Here is a 15,997-nt window from a genome sequence, read left to right as displayed (position 1 = left end):
TTTAGCTAAAGCATGTAATGGAGTACTCAATATCATTGATTTTATCGTCTATAAGTATTTTGTTTATGGCGGTGTTACATTTTACTTAAAGTAAATATAATTTACTAAAACTCTCGAGTGCTGAAAGATTAGTCCTAAAAAAGTCGTTAATAAAATGCAATTATAGTAATATTATTTGGTAAATTTAAAAATAAAATAAGGTGATTGGGAATGTTTGATTACATATTTAATAAAATTAAATCGACTATTTTTTCTAAACTCACGCCTGCACAATTGTTAATTACATCAGTGTTAGCGTTTGTGTTTGGTTTTATTCCAGGAGTCTCATACTCTCCATTACTCTTTGTAGCAGTAATAACATTAGTGATAATTCTTAGAATAAATATTGGTGTGTTTGTATTTATTGCGATTATTGCAAAAGCACTTTCATTTTTGCTTGAGATTGTTAGCTTCTCATTCGGACAATTTTTGCTAGATGGTTTTACACAACCTATTTTCAAGGCTATGGTTAATACTCCAGTCTTAGCTTATGCTGGATTTGATTATTATCTCGTCGCAGGAGGGTTTGTTCTAGCAATAATCTTAGGTGTTATATTTGGTCTTATTATCGCAAAGATATACAAAAAGATAATTGCAAAAATGTCATCTATTCAGTCAGGTACAGAACTATATAACAAAATCACTAAGAATTTTTTTGTTAAGGTAGCTAGCTGGATCTTCTTGGGCAAGAATATTGCAAAAGTTGACTGGGTTGAAATGCAAAATCGTAAGTTTAGACAGCCATTTAGATTAACAGGAATTGTTCTTGTAGCTTTAATTATTGCGGCTTTGATATATTCTCCTAAGCTCTTAGAAACATCAATGGTATCAAATATCATTAAGCAACAGTTGACTAAAGCAAATGGAGCAACAGTAGACTATCAATCTTTAAGCTTAGATTTCACAAAAGCAAGTCTTGATATTAAAGGTTTAGGCGTGGCAGATCCAAAAAATCTTGATAAGGATAGATTCTATGCTGAAAATGTGAGTGCAAGTCTAAATATTTCAAATTTACTTACTAGACAATTAACGCTAAAAAATGTTTTAGTTACTGGTGTATCTTTGGATAAACAAAGAGCTAAAAAAGCTAGCTTATATATCAATACTAAAGCAGTATCTAAAGATGAAACTAATCTAAATTCAGCAGCACTTAAGCAAAAAGCTATAGAAAGTATTGGTAAGGCAAGTCAAAATTTACAACAAGTAGATCTTCAAAAGTTAGAAGCTAATGCAAAGCAAACTAAAGAAGTTGCTGATGGTATTAAGCAAGCAGCAGAGTTCTTATCAAACTTTAGTTCTAGTAATGATGATGCAACTGGTACTAAACAGACAGAATCAATTACACCGAAGCAACAAGCTAAAGTATATGGTTATGCGAATGTAAAAAATGAGATGCTTCGTGATAAGTATCCTAGTTTTGTAATTCAAAATATTGATATAAAAGGTTATCAAAATGCAGGTACTACCTACGATGCTAATATAACTAACATATCAACAAACCCTGTCTTATTCGGTCAGCCAACAGCAATTAATGTTAAGTCTGTAAATAATAGTGATGTTGATGTTAGCGTAGTTGTTTCAAATGAGCTAAATGTTGATAATACTGTCAAATTTAATTTGCAAAATGTAGCTGGAAAAGCAATTAAGGGCTTAAATATTCAAGGGGTTAATATAGATGCTAATAGCTTGACAATATCTGGTCAAGGAACTTGGCAGTTTAGTGGAGTAAGAAATATAATGTTCAATATTCCTTTGCAGCTAAAATTTGATATTGTAAGTGTTAGCTTTAACCAGTTTACTCAGAAAATACCTAGCTTAACATTAAACGGTGTTATCACTGGTGATTTGAATAAACTCAACTTTAGTGTTAATGCATCTTCTTTGAAGAACTTATTGAGTGCTGATACTGTCAAAAATGTTGCAAATCAAGTAGCTAAGCAGGCAGGGTTAGATAAGAAAGCGCAACAAATTATTAACAACACCAAGATTAATGGTAAGTCTATTCAAGATTTAAATGCAAATGACATCAAAAAAATTAATAAAAAAGATGTTCAAAATATAGCTTCTCAGTTTGGAATCAAAATTAATTAAATCAAAGAATTCCACTAAGTAGCCTATATGTTTAAAAGAAGTGTTCAACTTACAAATAATTGTTCGCTAGGTTTTTGGACGAATTGGTTGAGATGACAAGCTATTTTTATTTGGTTATAGCTGTAGTATTTTTTATCAAAGGCCTTTGGCACTTAAAATATTGCTCTTAGGCTTCTCTTTATGGTACAAAATTTTTACTTTAGTGATTTTATTGCATTTTAAATATATAGACTTTCTTAGCTCATCTGCATAATAGATATACTTTCCATGCTCAAAGTGTGAGCTTATAAGTGTGTATGGAGTTCCTTCAATACTGGCAGGCAATTTTATTATTTGAGCATTTGTTTTAGAGCTTGAATTAGTAACATCTATATTTTTTTCTATAACAGGAGAATGATTATTTTCTGATATTATATCGACTGATGATGGGTGATTGTTGATTTGCATATCGATAGCATATGCATCTATATTGAGATAGCCAACACATGTTGAGCCCTTTGGAGCATTATAATGAGATAGTTCAAAATCAGGTAATTTATCAGAATTAGAAACTTCAAATATATCTTTATTCGTTGTTTTTACACTAATGTAGCTATCCGACTTAATATCAAAAGAGTAGTTGTCTGGTGGGATAATTATATCTTTATTTGATGTTTGATATGATCTGCTTAATACAGATAATCCTTTGTCAATACTTTTACGAGGAAAAGATATTGTTAGATTGTCATAACTTTGAATAACTTTGGCATCCCAAAAATATGGTAGGTTGGTACTACTTATAGTATTTTTGATTTTTACATTTGGGTCTGTTAGAGTTAGCTTTATTTTACTTTTGCTCAGATTTATTTGTTGTTGGGAATTAAAAGATATTTCATAGAGATTATTATTTTGTGTTTTGATATTTGAATAGCCATAGGAGAAGCATATAGTAGCTGTGAATAGAAGTTTTAGGAAATAATTCATTGAATAGTGTTCTTTACTGTTAAACTTGTATTTGTGATAATAGTATCATAAAAAGCTAGAGTGATGAATGTTGTAATAATTGGCTGTAAGGGGAGTACTTTGGGTAGGTTTATTATATCTATATTGAGTGTTTTGAGTTTAATGTTATCTAGTTGTGCTAATCAACAAGTTGAGACTAAACCAGCTACTTCTGTAGATGATGCAATATCAACAAAAAATGAAGATACTAGATCGTATGCAGAAGTTATAGCAATTCCTATGGTAATGAGTAGTCTATTAGATGATGAATCAACTCCTAGAGTTGGTCCTAAAAATGCTAAAAAAGCGGTAGTTATATTCTTTGACTATGCGTGTGGCAAGTGTGCACAAATATCAAAAGAAATGAATAAACTAATTAAGGAAAATCCAGATACAGAGTTTATCTTTAAGGCATATCCTTCATTGAAAAGAGATGCAAAAGTTGCAAATTATGCGACGTTAGTTGCTAATGAAGCGTATCTTCAAGGTGGATCAGAATTGTTTTTAGCATACAACAAAGCAGTTTTCTCACAGCGTGAGAGTAGTGGTCGTTTGACAAATGCAGATGTCGAGAATGCTGCTAAACGACTTGGAATCAAAGTCGATGATAATAATCTTAAGCAGAAGGCAGTTACTGAAGAACTTGAAACAAGAAAGCTTGGTAAATTAATAGGATTTCACGGGCCTCATGCATTTATAGTCCTTCCTACGGATTTGGCAAATATGAATGCGAAGCAGCTTGAGAGTAATACAGACAAAATATATGTGATTTCTGACAAGCAAACAAATTCTGTAACAGATGATTATCAAGAGGCTGCAAAATGGTCAGCATCAAAAATTCAAACACAGCTTAAAAATATGAAGTAGAGATGTAATATTACTCAAATACTTCTATAGCTTTCAGGAAAGTATCTACGTTAGCATCTTTTTTAGTTGCATTTTCACTTAAATAGCGACGGAAGACTTTAGCATTAGGCAAACCATTAAATAAGTTTAATGTGTGTTTTGTTATATTGTTAAGTTTCATGTTAGGATCACTATTTAGCTGGATTTTTATATATTCAGCCATTTCATAAGCTACTTCAAGTGGAGATATGTCATTGATCGGCTGATTATAGAATAAATTATCAAAATCCTTAAATAACATAGGATTATGATAAGCCTCGCGACCAATCATTACACTATCTACATACTTTAAGTGTTCTTGAGTATCTTCTATGGTTGTGACTCCACCATTGATACCCAATTCTAGATTTGGGAAATCTTTTTTAATATTATAAACAACATCATATTTTAGTTCAGGAATTGTTCTATTTTCTTTGGGAGATAGTCCACTAAGCCAACCTTTGCGAGCATGAATACAAAGATAATCAACACCAGCTTGTACTTGTTTATTGACGAAGTTATAAAGTTCTTCATAACTGTCATTATGATCGTAGCCAATACGACATTTTACAGAAATAGGTACATCTAAATTATCCTTCATAGCTTTGACACAATCTGCTACAAGTTCAGGCTCAGCCATTAGTGATAAGCCAAAATTACCTTTTTTTACTCTTTCACTAGGACAGCCTACATTTATGTTTATTTCATTGTAGCCAAGATTTTGTGCAAGTTTACCACATGTTATGAAATCTTCTGGGACACATCCCCCAAGCTGCAATGTAACAGGATTTTCTTCGGGATTATATTTTAATAAAAAATCTTTATTGCCATGTATTATGGCATTCAAGGTAATCATTTCTGTATATAGCATAGTCTGCTTTGTTATCAGACGCATCATATAGCGATAGTGCTTATCTGTCCAATCTAACATTGGCGCAATACATATTTTTCTATCAGTAACTTTCATTTAATTGTGTAGCAAGAAATTGAATTATGGGTAATTATAATGGATCATCATCAAAAGTTAAGCGATGAATGATACTATCTATTTGAGTACGATATTTTTCAGTGTCTTTTGAATATCTACTATATTGAGGATTTGATCTATCATATAGCCAGTTAGCTAAATCCCAACCATAAGTTGTTGTAAAACAAAGTTTACCGAATTCTGTTAGATTAAACTCTGCTTGAGTTTGAAGACACCCTGTCATAAAAACATCAGCATAAGTTTGCAAAATTGGATAATCTTTATTTGGGAATTCAGCATCTTTGAAGTCCTTAACATACATCCAATAGTCGCCTTTTGGTAAGCTTTTGATGCCTAGAGGAACAATGTCTTTGTGTGGTATTTTTACGCGGCAGTATGATGCTTCTCTTAAATCTGTAGCAGATATATCAGATGCATTAGCTTGGTAATATATTGCATTCATTACATAGCCTTTATTTGGCACAGCCAATAAAAATGTAGCATGGGATTTATCACCACGTGATGCCCATAATCTTTCAAAACCACTAACAATTATAGGTGCTGCATAAGTCGCTTCAGGAACAGTTATTTGTCGAGAATCTTTATTCATCAAGCTTCCATAGCCAATAACATAGTTATTTCTTTTTGAACTAACCTCAGGACGGCAATTTAAGCTGTTTTCAGGTGTTTGAGATAGCTTACTTTGTTCTAATATTCTAAGTTCACTTTGGTGAATTGATTCTGCTTTTTGTATGCCTGATTTCTTCCCAATCAGGAAACTAGAAGCAATTATAACAACTAATAATACTAGTACTAAAATATTTTTCTTTTTCAAGGCTCTAAAAACTGCTTTATATCTAAAGTATAAGATTATATTAGCATTTCTATATTAAATGAAAACCCCTGAAGGATTATTAGAAGGTTACTGATCTAAATTAATATAAATGTTTATTTGTGTTATAATGTGATGTGATTGTAGATTTTAAATATAAATATATATTGGAGCTTGTTAATGTCTGAAAATAAAGCTTATGATTCGTCGAGTATTAAAGTACTCAAAGGCTTAGATGCAGTTAGAAAAAGACCAGGGATGTACATTGGTGATACGGATGATGGTAGTGGTTTGCATCATATGGTATTTGAGGTTGTCGATAATGCTATCGATGAAGCTTTGGCTGGTCATTGTGATGATATTAAAGTTATCATAAATAAAGATGGCTCAGTATCTGTGTCAGATAACGGACGTGGTATTCCAACAGATATTCATAAAGAAGAAGGTCGTTCAGCTGCTGAAGTGATTTTGACTGTGCTACATGCTGGTGGTAAGTTTGATGACAACTCATATAAGGTTTCTGGCGGTTTACATGGTGTGGGTGTCTCTGTAGTTAACGCTTTATCAGAACAGCTAAAACTTACTATATATCGTAATGGTATTGAGCATTATCAAGAGTATGTTCATGGTGTTCCACAATTTCCACTTAAAGAAGTTGGAACTACCGATAAAAAAGGTACAGTTATTACTTTCAAACCTAGTAAAGATACATTTTCTTTTGTCGATTTTGATTATGATATTCTGATGAAAAGAATACGTGAATTGTCTTTTCTAAATTCAGGTGTAAAAATTGAGCTTATCGATAGAATCAATAATAGATCAGAAATATTCAAGTATGATGGTGGTATTATAGCCTTTGTGAAATATTTGAATAATAGTAAGAAACCAATCCATGAAAATGTTATTGCTGTAAATGGCATTAAAGATGATATTCAGGTTGAGCTTGCATTGCAGTGGAATGATTCTTACAAAGAGTCTATTTTCTGTTTTACAAACAATATTCCTCAACGCGATGGTGGTACTCACTTATCAGGTTTAAAGGCAGCTGTTACTCGTACTATGAATACATATATTGAGTCAGAAGGTTTGAACAAAAAGCTTAAGGTTACACTCACAGGTGAGGATACTCGAGAGGGTTTGGCTGCTGTATTATCTGTAAAAGTTCCAGATCCTAAATTCTCTTCTCAAACAAAGGATAAACTAGTATCGTCAGATGTTAAATCTGCTGTTGAATCATTAGTAAATGAGAAGTTACAAGAGTTTCTTTTAGAGAACCCTAAAGAGGCTAAAATAGTATGTGAGAAGATTTTAGACTCTGCAAAAGCTCGTGAAGCAGCTCGTAAAGCTCGTGATATGACTCGTCGTAAAGGAGCTTTGGATATTGCAGGTCTTCCTGGTAAGTTAGCAGATTGTCAAGAAAAAGATCCTTCATTATCTGAAATCTATCTAGTGGAGGGAGATTCTGCAGGAGGTTCAGCTAAACAGGCTCGTGATCGTAAGACGCAAGCAATTCTACCTTTAAAAGGTAAGATTTTGAATGTAGAGAAAGCTCGTTTCGACAAAATGCTTGGTTCTCAAGAAGTTGCTACTCTTATCAAAGCACTAGGTTGTGGTATTGGTGCAGAAGACTATAATCCTGATAAAACTAGATATCATAAAATTATTTTGATGACGGATGCTGATGTTGATGGATCTCATATTAGAACTCTTCTTTTAACATTCTTTTATAGACAAATGCCTGAACTTGTTGAGAGAGGTTATTTATATATTGCACAACCGCCTTTATATAAGGTTAAAAAAGGTAAGCAAGAAACATACTTAAAAGATGAAGATGCTTTAGCAGTATATCTTGGGAATATTGGTTTAGAGGGCGCTATTATTTTCCTTGAAGGGGGTAATGCTATTTCTGGTCAAGTTTTAACTAATTATTATGAGCTCTATCAGAAGTCAGAAAAAGTAATTAAAAAGTATGCAAAAACATATCCTGAAAAATTACTTAGAGTGATGGCATATGGTGCTAAGTATGTAGATGAAAGTGCTGATATCAAACAATGGTGGGAAACTATTGTTGATAAATGTAATCACAAAGCACTATCTTACGAAAGATTTAATCTTATAGAAACTAAAGATGTAGATGAAGATGGTCAAGAAACTATTTCTTATGGCGTTAATCATTATATCAATGGTTATGATACTGATTATATTGTTAAAAATAGTTTCTTTACTACTAAGGATTATGAAGATCTTGTTACTTATGGTGATGTGTTATCTGATATTTCTTTCAAAGGAGCTTATGTAGAAAGGGGTGCTAAAAAAGAATATATTGATGACTTTGAGTCAGCAATTGATTGGTTACTTAAAGAAGCAAGACGCGGTAATGATGTACAGCGTTACAAAGGTCTAGGTGAGATGAACCCAGGCCAGCTTTGGGAGACAACTATGGATCCTGATAATAGAGTGTTACTTCAGGTATCAATCAAAGACGCTGTAGAGGCAGATGCTTTATTTACTACTCTTATGGGTGATGAAGTTGAGCCTCGTAGGAATTTTATTGAGTCTAACGCACTTAATGTTGTTAATTTGGATGTTTAATCTAAGTTTTTCTTTTTAGTTCTAAATTTTTTTCAAATCTTAAAAAAAATTAATTTATCTACAGCAATTTAAAAAACTATAATCTTTCGTAAATTTTAAAGTACGACAAATTTAGTGGAGTTTATAGATGTCAGATATTAATTTGAAGATTGGTTTAGCCGAGATGTTAAAAGGCGGAGTTATTATGGATGTTGTTAATGCTGAGCAGGCAGAGATTGCTCAACAGGCAGGTGCAGTAGCTGTAATGGCTTTAGAAAGAGTGCCGGCAGATATCCGTAAAGATGGTGGCATCGCTAGAATGTCAGATCCAAAGCTGATTAAAGAAATTATGTCAGTAACCTCTATACCTGTGATGGCAAAAGCTCGTATAGGACATTTTGTTGAAGCACAGATTCTTGAGTCTTTAGGTGTTGATTTTATTGATGAAAGTGAGGTCTTAAGTCCTGCGGATGACCTTAATCATATAGCTAAAGATAACTTTAAAGTTCCTTTCGTATGTGGTTGTACAAATTTGGGTGAAGCTCTAAGAAGAATTGGTGAGGGGGCTGCCTTAATTAGAACAAAAGGTGAAGCTGGGACTGGTAATATTGTTGAAGCTGTTAGGCAGTTAAGACAAGTTAATAAAGATATTAATTACATTAAAGGTGCTGATCAGTCAGAGCTTATGGCTATAGCAAAGAATATGCAAGCTCCCTATGATCTGGTTAAGTATGTACACAAAAATGGTAAGTTACCAGTACCAAACTTTTCTGCGGGAGGGGTGGCAACTCCAGCTGATGCAGCTCTTATGATGCAACTAGGAGCTGAGTCAGTATTTGTAGGTTCTGGAATATTTAAATCAGCAGATCCTCTAAAGAGGGCTAAAGCTATAGTCAGTGCTGTTACATATTATAATGATCCAAAAATTTTAGCTGAAGTTTCTGAAGATCTTGGTGAGCCTATGACTGGGATTAATTGTGATTTTGAGAAATTCTCACAAAGAGGTTGGTAAAAGATGTCTGTCAGCGTAGGCGTACTAGCGATTCAAGGAGGGTTCCAGAAACATGCTGAGATGCTTGAGTCTTTAGGTGTAGAAGTTAAGTTAGTCAAATTTACAAATGATTTTGATGAAATTGATAGGCTTATTATTCCTGGGGGAGAAAGTACAGCATTATTAAATCTTTTAACTAAACACCAAATTCTCGATAAATTACAAGATTTTTGCTCACGGAATCCAGTCTTTGGAACTTGTGCAGGTAGTATAATTCTATCAAAAGGCTCCCAGTATTTAAGTCTTATAGATTTAGAGGTAGAGAGAAATGGCTATGGACGTCAAGTTGATAGTTTTGTCACAGACTTAGGTTTTATGAGTAATTCTATCAAAGCCGTATTTATTAGAGCTCCAAAATTTACTAGAGTGGGAGATAATATTGAGGTGCTGGCTAAATTTGATGATTTACCTGTACTAGTTAGGCAAGGTAATATTTTAGTGAGTAGTTTTCATCCTGAATTGACTGAGGACTCTTCTGTGCATAAGTACTTTCTAAATATGTAGTCTTATTTTTGACATTTTTTGCAAAAGAATGTGTTTCTTTGAGCTATCACTAAACTTTCAATTTTAGTGTTACAGATATGACAGTTTTGATTAGCTCTACCATAAACATTGAGTTGTTGCGTGAAGTAGCCAGGTTTACCTTCTGTATTTTTATAGTCCTTGAGTGTTGTACCACCTTCGGCAATTGCTTTATCAAGTATTTTCTTAATTGAAGTTACAAGCCTCTCCGCTTCTTTTTTTGTGATGGTGTTAGAAGCTCTTGTTGGTAAGATATTGCTATCGAATAATGCTTCACTGGCATATATATTTCCTACGCCAACAACTATGCTATTATCCATGATAGTTTGTTTGATTTTTCTAGAGGTTTTCTTTAATTTAGATATCAAATATTCAGCATTGAAATCATCTGTTAAAGGTTCAACTCCATGAGTGGCTAAAACTCTGTGTTCTAGTGGCATCATATTGGTATTGACTAACCAATATCCAAATTTACGCGGATCATTATAGACTAGATTTAAATCATCGGATAACTCTAAAATAATGTGGTCATGTTTGATCTTGTTGTATTCAGAAGTATTTATAATTTTAACGATACCTGACATACCTAGATGAATAATTAACTGTAAGTTATCTTCCAGATAAATAATTAGATGCTTACCTCTTCTTTGAATATTTTTTACGACTTTGTTTTTTAGTGATAGAAGTTGGGCTTTATCTACGGGATAGCGAAGCTTATCCGTATTTATCTGTACACTTTTAATCTTTTTGCTAATAATATTTTTGGTTAAACCTCTTTTGACAGTCTCTACTTCAGGAAGTTCAGGCATAAATTTGATATTACTATAAAAATTAAGATTACTATATGATAACATAATAGGTTATCTATAAGCTTATTATTACAATTAATACCGGTATAAAAATGCGCCTAAAACAGCTTAAATCTGCTATACATAAAAAATTAAATCAATCTTATATCTATGACTGCAATAAAGAAATTGACTTTAAAAGTTTTGTAAATGGGTCAATAATTATTGCTAATGATACTTCTATAATTACACTGTTAGCATTAAAGAAATATTTAAAAGATAAGGCTATCACTGTACTGGGATGTTTTGATGATAGAATCAGAGGTCTTGAAAAAGCTGTAATTGATGCTGGTATAAATTATATTGATGATATTAGTTTTTGGAATCATCAAGATATACTTGTCGTAGATAAGAGCTACATTTCTCAGGTTGAGCAAAATGATAATAGATTTTTGTTGTTTGTATGTGGGCCTGAAATGCCATATTTTTCAGATCGTAAGAACCTCGATAGGCAAGTATTTTTCGATATTGCCAAACTTAAAAATTTAAAAAGTTTGAATGAGGAGATGGACGATCTTTCTGTGAGGGCATGGGAAGGGTACTTAACCTTGCTAAAAGCTCCTGCTGAAATTTGGTTTAGACAAATGTTAAATGCTAAAAAAAATTTAGTATTAACTGATACCACAGGTGTTGCTTTAGATGGTTACAAGTTTGCAACAGGTGCAGTATTGATGTCTAAAAAGCTTCAGGAAATCACGAAGCAAGAAGACAATGTTGGAGTTTGTTTGCCTACTAGTGCTGGTGGGTATTTGGCAATATTGGCTTTGATGATGAGTGCAAAGGCAATAGTTAATCTGAATTATACAGCTTCAGAAGAAGCATTAAGACATGCTATTAATAATGCGGCAATTAAAACAATAATTACCTCTAGAGCATTTGTCGAGAAGCTAACTCACAAAGGTTTTTTTGTTGAAGAGATTTTTTCGATGTGTAAGATTGTTTATCTAGAGGATATCAAAGCAAAAATAACTAAAGCTGAGTCAATAAAAACATTTTTACAAATCAAAATCTTACCTGTTAGATGGTTAGTTAAAAAATATCTTAAATCGACCAAACTAGATGACTTAGCTTTTATAATATTTAGTAGTGGTAGTGAAGGAGTGCCTAAAGGTATTGCTATTAAGCATAAAAACCTTCTTGCAAATGTTTATCAAAGTACAAATGTTATCGAGTGCCAAGAGAATGATTCTGTGGCTGGAATTTTACCAATATTTCATGCTTTTGGTCTTACAATCTCACTAGTTTCTCTGTTTCAAGGGGGGTATATAGCATGCCATCCAGATCCAACAGATGCTAAAGGAGTCGCTAATTTAATCAAGAAAAATAAGACCACAGTATTGTGTGCAACACCAACATTTCTAAGAATTTATACCAAAAATAAAGCAGTTAAAAAAGAAGATTTTGAAACTCTTAGACTTATTATTACAGGTGCTGAAAAACTTTCTAAAGAAGTTCGTACGATGTTTGAAGATAAGTTTGATAAGGTTATTAATGAAGGTTATGGAACAACCGAGCTTTCACCAGTTGCTGCTGTTAATAGACCAACCAAATCGCCTAATAAAATAGGTACTGTAGGTTTAACAGTTCCTGGTGGCCAATTCAAAATCATTCATCCAGAATCTCATGAAGAGCTCCCTATTGGTGTTGAGGGTATGATTATATATCGTGGGGTTAATAAGATGGATTACTATCTTAATGATCCCAAAAAGACGAATGAGGTGATGATAGAGAAGGGTGGTTATAAATGGTACATAACTGGGGATAAAGGCAAAATTGATGGCGAAGGTTACTTAACAGTAGTTGATAGGTACTCTAGATTTGCAAAAGTTGCTGGTGAAATGGTGAGTTTGGGGCTTTTAGAGCAAAATGTCTATGATACTTTGAGAGAAAAAGGTTATGACTCTCATAAAATTGATTTTGAGGTTTTAGCTGTGGCTACATCAGATACCAAAAGAGGTGAGATTATTAACTTACTATATACTCTAGAAGATTTAGAGCCAACTGATTTGAAAGAGATTGTAAGACATTCTGGGATAGAGAATCTTTATAAGCCAACTAATTATTTTAAAGTTATCTCTATACCTAAACTAGGCTCTGGGAAGACTGATTTCTCAAAAGCTAAAAAACTTGCCAACGAACTGGTTAAGGCATAATTTGTATGCATTTTTCAGTTTTACTTCAAGAATCTATCGCTGATCTAAATATTAATCCAGAAGGTATCTATATAGATGCGACATTTGGTCGAGGAGGTCATTCAAAAGCAATATTGGATAAATTAACATCAGGAAGATTGATAGCTTTTGATAAAGATTTAGATGCTATAGATTATGCAACACATAATTTCCAGAATGATAATTTTGAAATAGTTCATGCAAGCTTTACCTATATTTATGATTATTGCTTACAGCACAATCTTTTGGGTGAAGTCGATGGTATTATTATGGATTTGGGTGTTTCTTCTCCTCAGTTGGATAATGCTAATAGAGGTTTTAGCTTTACTCATGATGGTCCATTAGATATGCGAATGGATATATCGAAAGGTCTGACAGCTAGTCAAGCACTAGAAGAGTTATCAGTAGATGAGTTGACTTATATTTTTAAGGTTTATGGTGAAGAGCGTTTTGCAAAAAAAATTGCTCTAAGAATTAAAGACTATATAGCTGAAAATGGGAGTATAACTACTACCCATCAGTTAGCTGAACTTATTCGAGCGACTATTGGTAAGAGAGAGAAAAAGAATCCTGCAACAAGGTGTTTTCAAGCATTGCGTATATATGTTAATGATGAGCTCAAAGACTTAGAAATTCTTTTGGAGAGTATTTTAGATGTTATCAAAAAAGGTGGTAGAGTTGCGGCTATTTCCTTTCATTCATTAGAGGATAGGATTGTTAAACAGAAATTTACTTCTTTAATTAATCCAAAGCAAGAAACCAATAGAATTGCAAAAATGTTACCACAAGACAATAGCCAAGTGAAAATGAAATGGATTACAAAAAAAGCGAAAGCAAATCAAGATGAACTTAGTCAAAACGTTCGTTCTAGAAGTGCTATTTTAAGGGTTGTTGAAAAGTTATGATGCTAACAAACCGTCAAATACGGATAAGATTATTTGAGTCATTAAAAAATAGTTTCCTAAAAAAGACTGTGGGCATTGCCTTTGTGCTTTTATTTGTGTTGCTGCTTACAGCTTTTGCACTAATCGTAACTCGTTTTGAATTTAAGCTGTTATTGAATGAGCGTAAGGATTTGATTGTTGAGCAAACTCAGTTAGATGAGCAGTGGAGTCAGATTGTATTAGAGTACAGCTCATTAGCTACACCTACAGCAGTAGAGAAATTTGCTGAAAAAGAAAAAATGTCACTACCTACACAAAAAAGTATAGGTACTTTGAGTGATCAGAAGGAGATCTCTACAAATGAGTAACTATAGACCAAAGTTAAGACATTTAGTTGTTATCTTATTACTCTTATCAAGTTTTATAGTTCTATTTGCTAAGCTAGTCTATATGGAAACTGTTCAATATCCCAAACTTAAGCAAGAAGGTGATAATCGTAGTGACAGAAGTATAGATATAAAGTCTTACAGAGGTATAATTCTTGATAGAAATGGTAATCCTTTAGCTATAAGTACTCCAGTAGATACTATTTGGGTAGACCCGTATTATGTTAGTGCGGATAGTCCTGAACTCAAAGAAGTTATGAATATTTTAAATCTATCTAAAGAAAAAAGAGAAAAGATAGAAAGACAAGTTAAGGTCAGAGAGGGTAGAAGTGGCTTCGTTTATATCGAAAGAAAAGTTCAGCCGTACTTATCTCAAAAAGTTAAAGATCTTGATATTACTGGTATTCATGTTATTCGAGAGTTTAAAAGATATTATCCAATGGCAGAAGTTGCTTCTCATATTGTTGGTTTTACTAATGTGGATGGCAAGGGTCAGGAAGGATTGGAGCTTGAATTTAATCAATTCCTTACAGGGCAGGATGGTTACTTTGAGTATAAAAAAGATTTACATGGTGGCGTTGCTAAGGTTGAAGATAATTTTATATTACCTAAAAATGGACACAACCTTCAAATAAGTATTGATTCTAGATTACAGTATGTTGCATATAAGTATTTAAAAAAAGGAGTTATTAAAACAAACTCTGAAGCTGGATCAGTCATTATTGAAAATATTCATACAGGCGAAATACTAGCTATGGCTAATTATCCGTCATATAATCCTAACAGTATGGCAGATGCTTACCCTGATAGACGTAGAAATAGGGCTATCACAGACGTGTATGAGTTGGGTTCAGTAATGAAAGTTTTTGCAGCAGTTACGGCGCTTATTTATGGTGATGATGTGACCCCAGAGCAACCTGTAATTAATTCACACCCAGGTTTTTATCGTATTGGTAAAAATACTGTCAGAGATGAGAGGGATTATGGTGAAGAAGATTTGAGATATATTCTTATGAAATCTAGTAACGTAGGTATATCTAAAATGATATTGGGTTTGACCGATCCTACAATACTTGAACCATCATTAAGAAACTTTGGCTTTGGAGACAAAACAGGTATACAACTACCAGGTGAGCGTGATGGATTTGTTCCAGTTAAGGATAAGTGGGGCGATTTCCAGTTAGCCACTCTATCTTTTGGATATGGTATGAATGCTACAGATCTTCAGTTAGTTGCTGGAGTATCAGCTATTGCTAATGATGGTAAGTACATTAAACCAACTATTCTTAAAAGAAAACCTGGAGAGGAGATTGACTCAAGAGTGGTAGCATCTAAGAAAGTTTCTGAGGAGATGATTAGTATGATGCAGTCTGTTGTTGAAGATTCTGGTGGAACAGGAGCTAATGCAAGAATACCTCTGTATCATGTTGCAGGTAAAACAGGTACTGCCAGGATGCTTGCCGGAGGAACCTATGGTGCAAAATATTTGGCAAGCTTTGTGGGTGTTGTGCCAGCTAGTGATCCGCAGTTAGCGATAGTTGTTACAATCAAAGATCCTAAAGGCGATAAGTATGGTGGTGGTTCTGTTGCGGCTCCAGTTTTTGCAGACGTAGCTCTTAATAGTTTACAAATATTAGGTATCAAACCAGATAAGATTGATAACTAAACTTTTGTTTTTTTTGCTTTAATAGTATATAATCTCCAACTGGTAAACTGTTCCTTTGTGCGGTTTGTCGTGTGTTAATTAATAAGAAAACAAATGGAGAAAT

At 33.2% G+C, this 15,997-nt stretch carries 13 protein-coding genes; 9 read left to right on the top strand and 4 right to left on the bottom strand.

The window, feature by feature from the left end:
- Window positions 1-210: 210 nt before the first annotated feature.
- Window positions 211-2,130, top strand: a complete 1,920-nt coding sequence (locus FTPG_RS08955) for a TIGR03546 family protein (RefSeq protein ID WP_004288145.1) — start codon at window positions 211-213, stop codon at window positions 2,128-2,130.
- A 135-nt stretch (window positions 2,131-2,265) separates the two neighbouring features.
- On the opposite strand, the gene FTPG_RS09590 is transcribed toward FTPG_RS08955, so the two are convergent.
- Window positions 2,266-3,093 carry a hypothetical protein gene (locus FTPG_RS09590; RefSeq protein WP_004288144.1) on the bottom strand — a complete coding sequence of 276 codons (828 nt, stop codon included), beginning with the start codon at window positions 3,091-3,093 and terminating at the stop codon, window positions 2,266-2,268.
- A gap of 99 nt (window positions 3,094-3,192) precedes the next feature.
- Here FTPG_RS09590 and FTPG_RS08945 point away from each other — a divergent pair, with 99 nt between their 5' ends.
- Window positions 3,193-3,978: a thioredoxin domain-containing protein gene (locus tag FTPG_RS08945; RefSeq protein WP_035722730.1), complete on the top strand. Its 786-nt coding sequence runs from the start codon at window positions 3,193-3,195 to the stop codon at window positions 3,976-3,978.
- 10 nt (window positions 3,979-3,988) lie between these two features.
- On the opposite strand, the gene dusA is transcribed toward FTPG_RS08945, so the two are convergent.
- Both dusA and chaC read right to left on the bottom strand, forming a co-directional pair.
- Window positions 3,989-4,963, bottom strand: coding sequence for a tRNA dihydrouridine(20/20a) synthase DusA (dusA, locus tag FTPG_RS08940; RefSeq protein WP_004288142.1), 975 nt, complete (start codon window positions 4,961-4,963; stop codon window positions 3,989-3,991).
- A 34-nt stretch (window positions 4,964-4,997) separates the two neighbouring features.
- Entirely contained in the window at window positions 4,998-5,798 is an 801-nt protein-coding gene (gene chaC, locus FTPG_RS08935) for a gamma-glutamylcyclotransferase ChaC (RefSeq protein WP_004288141.1), read from the bottom strand.
- Between the two features lie 177 nt (window positions 5,799-5,975).
- Between chaC and gyrB the strand changes: the two genes are divergently transcribed.
- The 3 genes from gyrB (at window position 5,976) to pdxT (ending at window position 9,921) form a co-directional block, all read left to right on the top strand.
- A complete protein-coding gene (gyrB, locus tag FTPG_RS08930; RefSeq protein WP_004288139.1) occupies window positions 5,976-8,387 on the top strand; it encodes a DNA topoisomerase (ATP-hydrolyzing) subunit B in 2,412 nt (803 codons plus the stop codon).
- Between the two features lie 127 nt (window positions 8,388-8,514).
- A complete protein-coding gene (gene pdxS / locus FTPG_RS08925) occupies window positions 8,515-9,378 on the top strand; it encodes a pyridoxal 5'-phosphate synthase lyase subunit PdxS (RefSeq protein WP_004288138.1) in 864 nt (287 codons plus the stop codon).
- A 3-nt stretch (window positions 9,379-9,381) separates the two neighbouring features.
- A complete protein-coding gene (gene pdxT / locus FTPG_RS08920) occupies window positions 9,382-9,921 on the top strand; it encodes a pyridoxal 5'-phosphate synthase glutaminase subunit PdxT (RefSeq protein WP_004288137.1) in 540 nt (179 codons plus the stop codon).
- Window positions 9,922-9,923: 2 nt separating this feature from the next.
- Here pdxT and mutM read toward each other — a convergent pair whose 3' ends face one another.
- A complete protein-coding gene (gene mutM / locus FTPG_RS08915) occupies window positions 9,924-10,748 on the bottom strand; it encodes a bifunctional DNA-formamidopyrimidine glycosylase/DNA-(apurinic or apyrimidinic site) lyase (protein WP_200150483.1) in 825 nt (274 codons plus the stop codon).
- 92 nt (window positions 10,749-10,840) lie between these two features.
- Between mutM and migR the strand changes: the two genes are divergently transcribed.
- Genes migR through FTPG_RS08895 form a run of 4 tightly spaced genes read left to right on the top strand, consistent with a single transcriptional unit; the run spans window position 10,841 to window position 15,894 of the window.
- Complete coding sequence (migR, locus tag FTPG_RS08910) at window positions 10,841-12,940, top strand: iglABCD operon regulator MigR (RefSeq protein ID WP_004288135.1); 2,100 nt, start codon at window positions 10,841-10,843, stop codon at window positions 12,938-12,940.
- A gap of 5 nt (window positions 12,941-12,945) precedes the next feature.
- Window positions 12,946-13,863: a 16S rRNA (cytosine(1402)-N(4))-methyltransferase RsmH gene (gene rsmH, locus FTPG_RS08905; RefSeq protein ID WP_004288134.1), complete on the top strand. Its 918-nt coding sequence runs from the start codon at window positions 12,946-12,948 to the stop codon at window positions 13,861-13,863.
- The gene (gene ftsL, locus FTPG_RS08900) at window positions 13,860-14,210 is read left to right on the top strand and encodes a cell division protein FtsL (RefSeq protein ID WP_012279746.1); all 351 of its coding nucleotides are present in this window, start codon (window positions 13,860-13,862) and stop codon (window positions 14,208-14,210) included. Before rsmH ends, ftsL begins: the two co-directional genes overlap by 4 nt.
- Window positions 14,203-15,894: a peptidoglycan D,D-transpeptidase FtsI family protein gene (locus tag FTPG_RS08895; RefSeq protein WP_004288131.1), complete on the top strand. Its 1,692-nt coding sequence runs from the start codon at window positions 14,203-14,205 to the stop codon at window positions 15,892-15,894. Before ftsL ends, FTPG_RS08895 begins: the two co-directional genes overlap by 8 nt.
- Window positions 15,895-15,997: the final 103 nt, after the last annotated feature.

It is taken from the genome of Francisella philomiragia subsp. philomiragia ATCC 25015 (genome assembly GCF_000156715.1).
GTDB lineage: Bacteria > Pseudomonadota > Gammaproteobacteria > Francisellales > Francisellaceae > Francisella > Francisella philomiragia.
The sequence above is the reverse complement of the archived record's forward strand: the minus strand, read 5'-3'. Positions and strand labels throughout refer to the sequence as shown.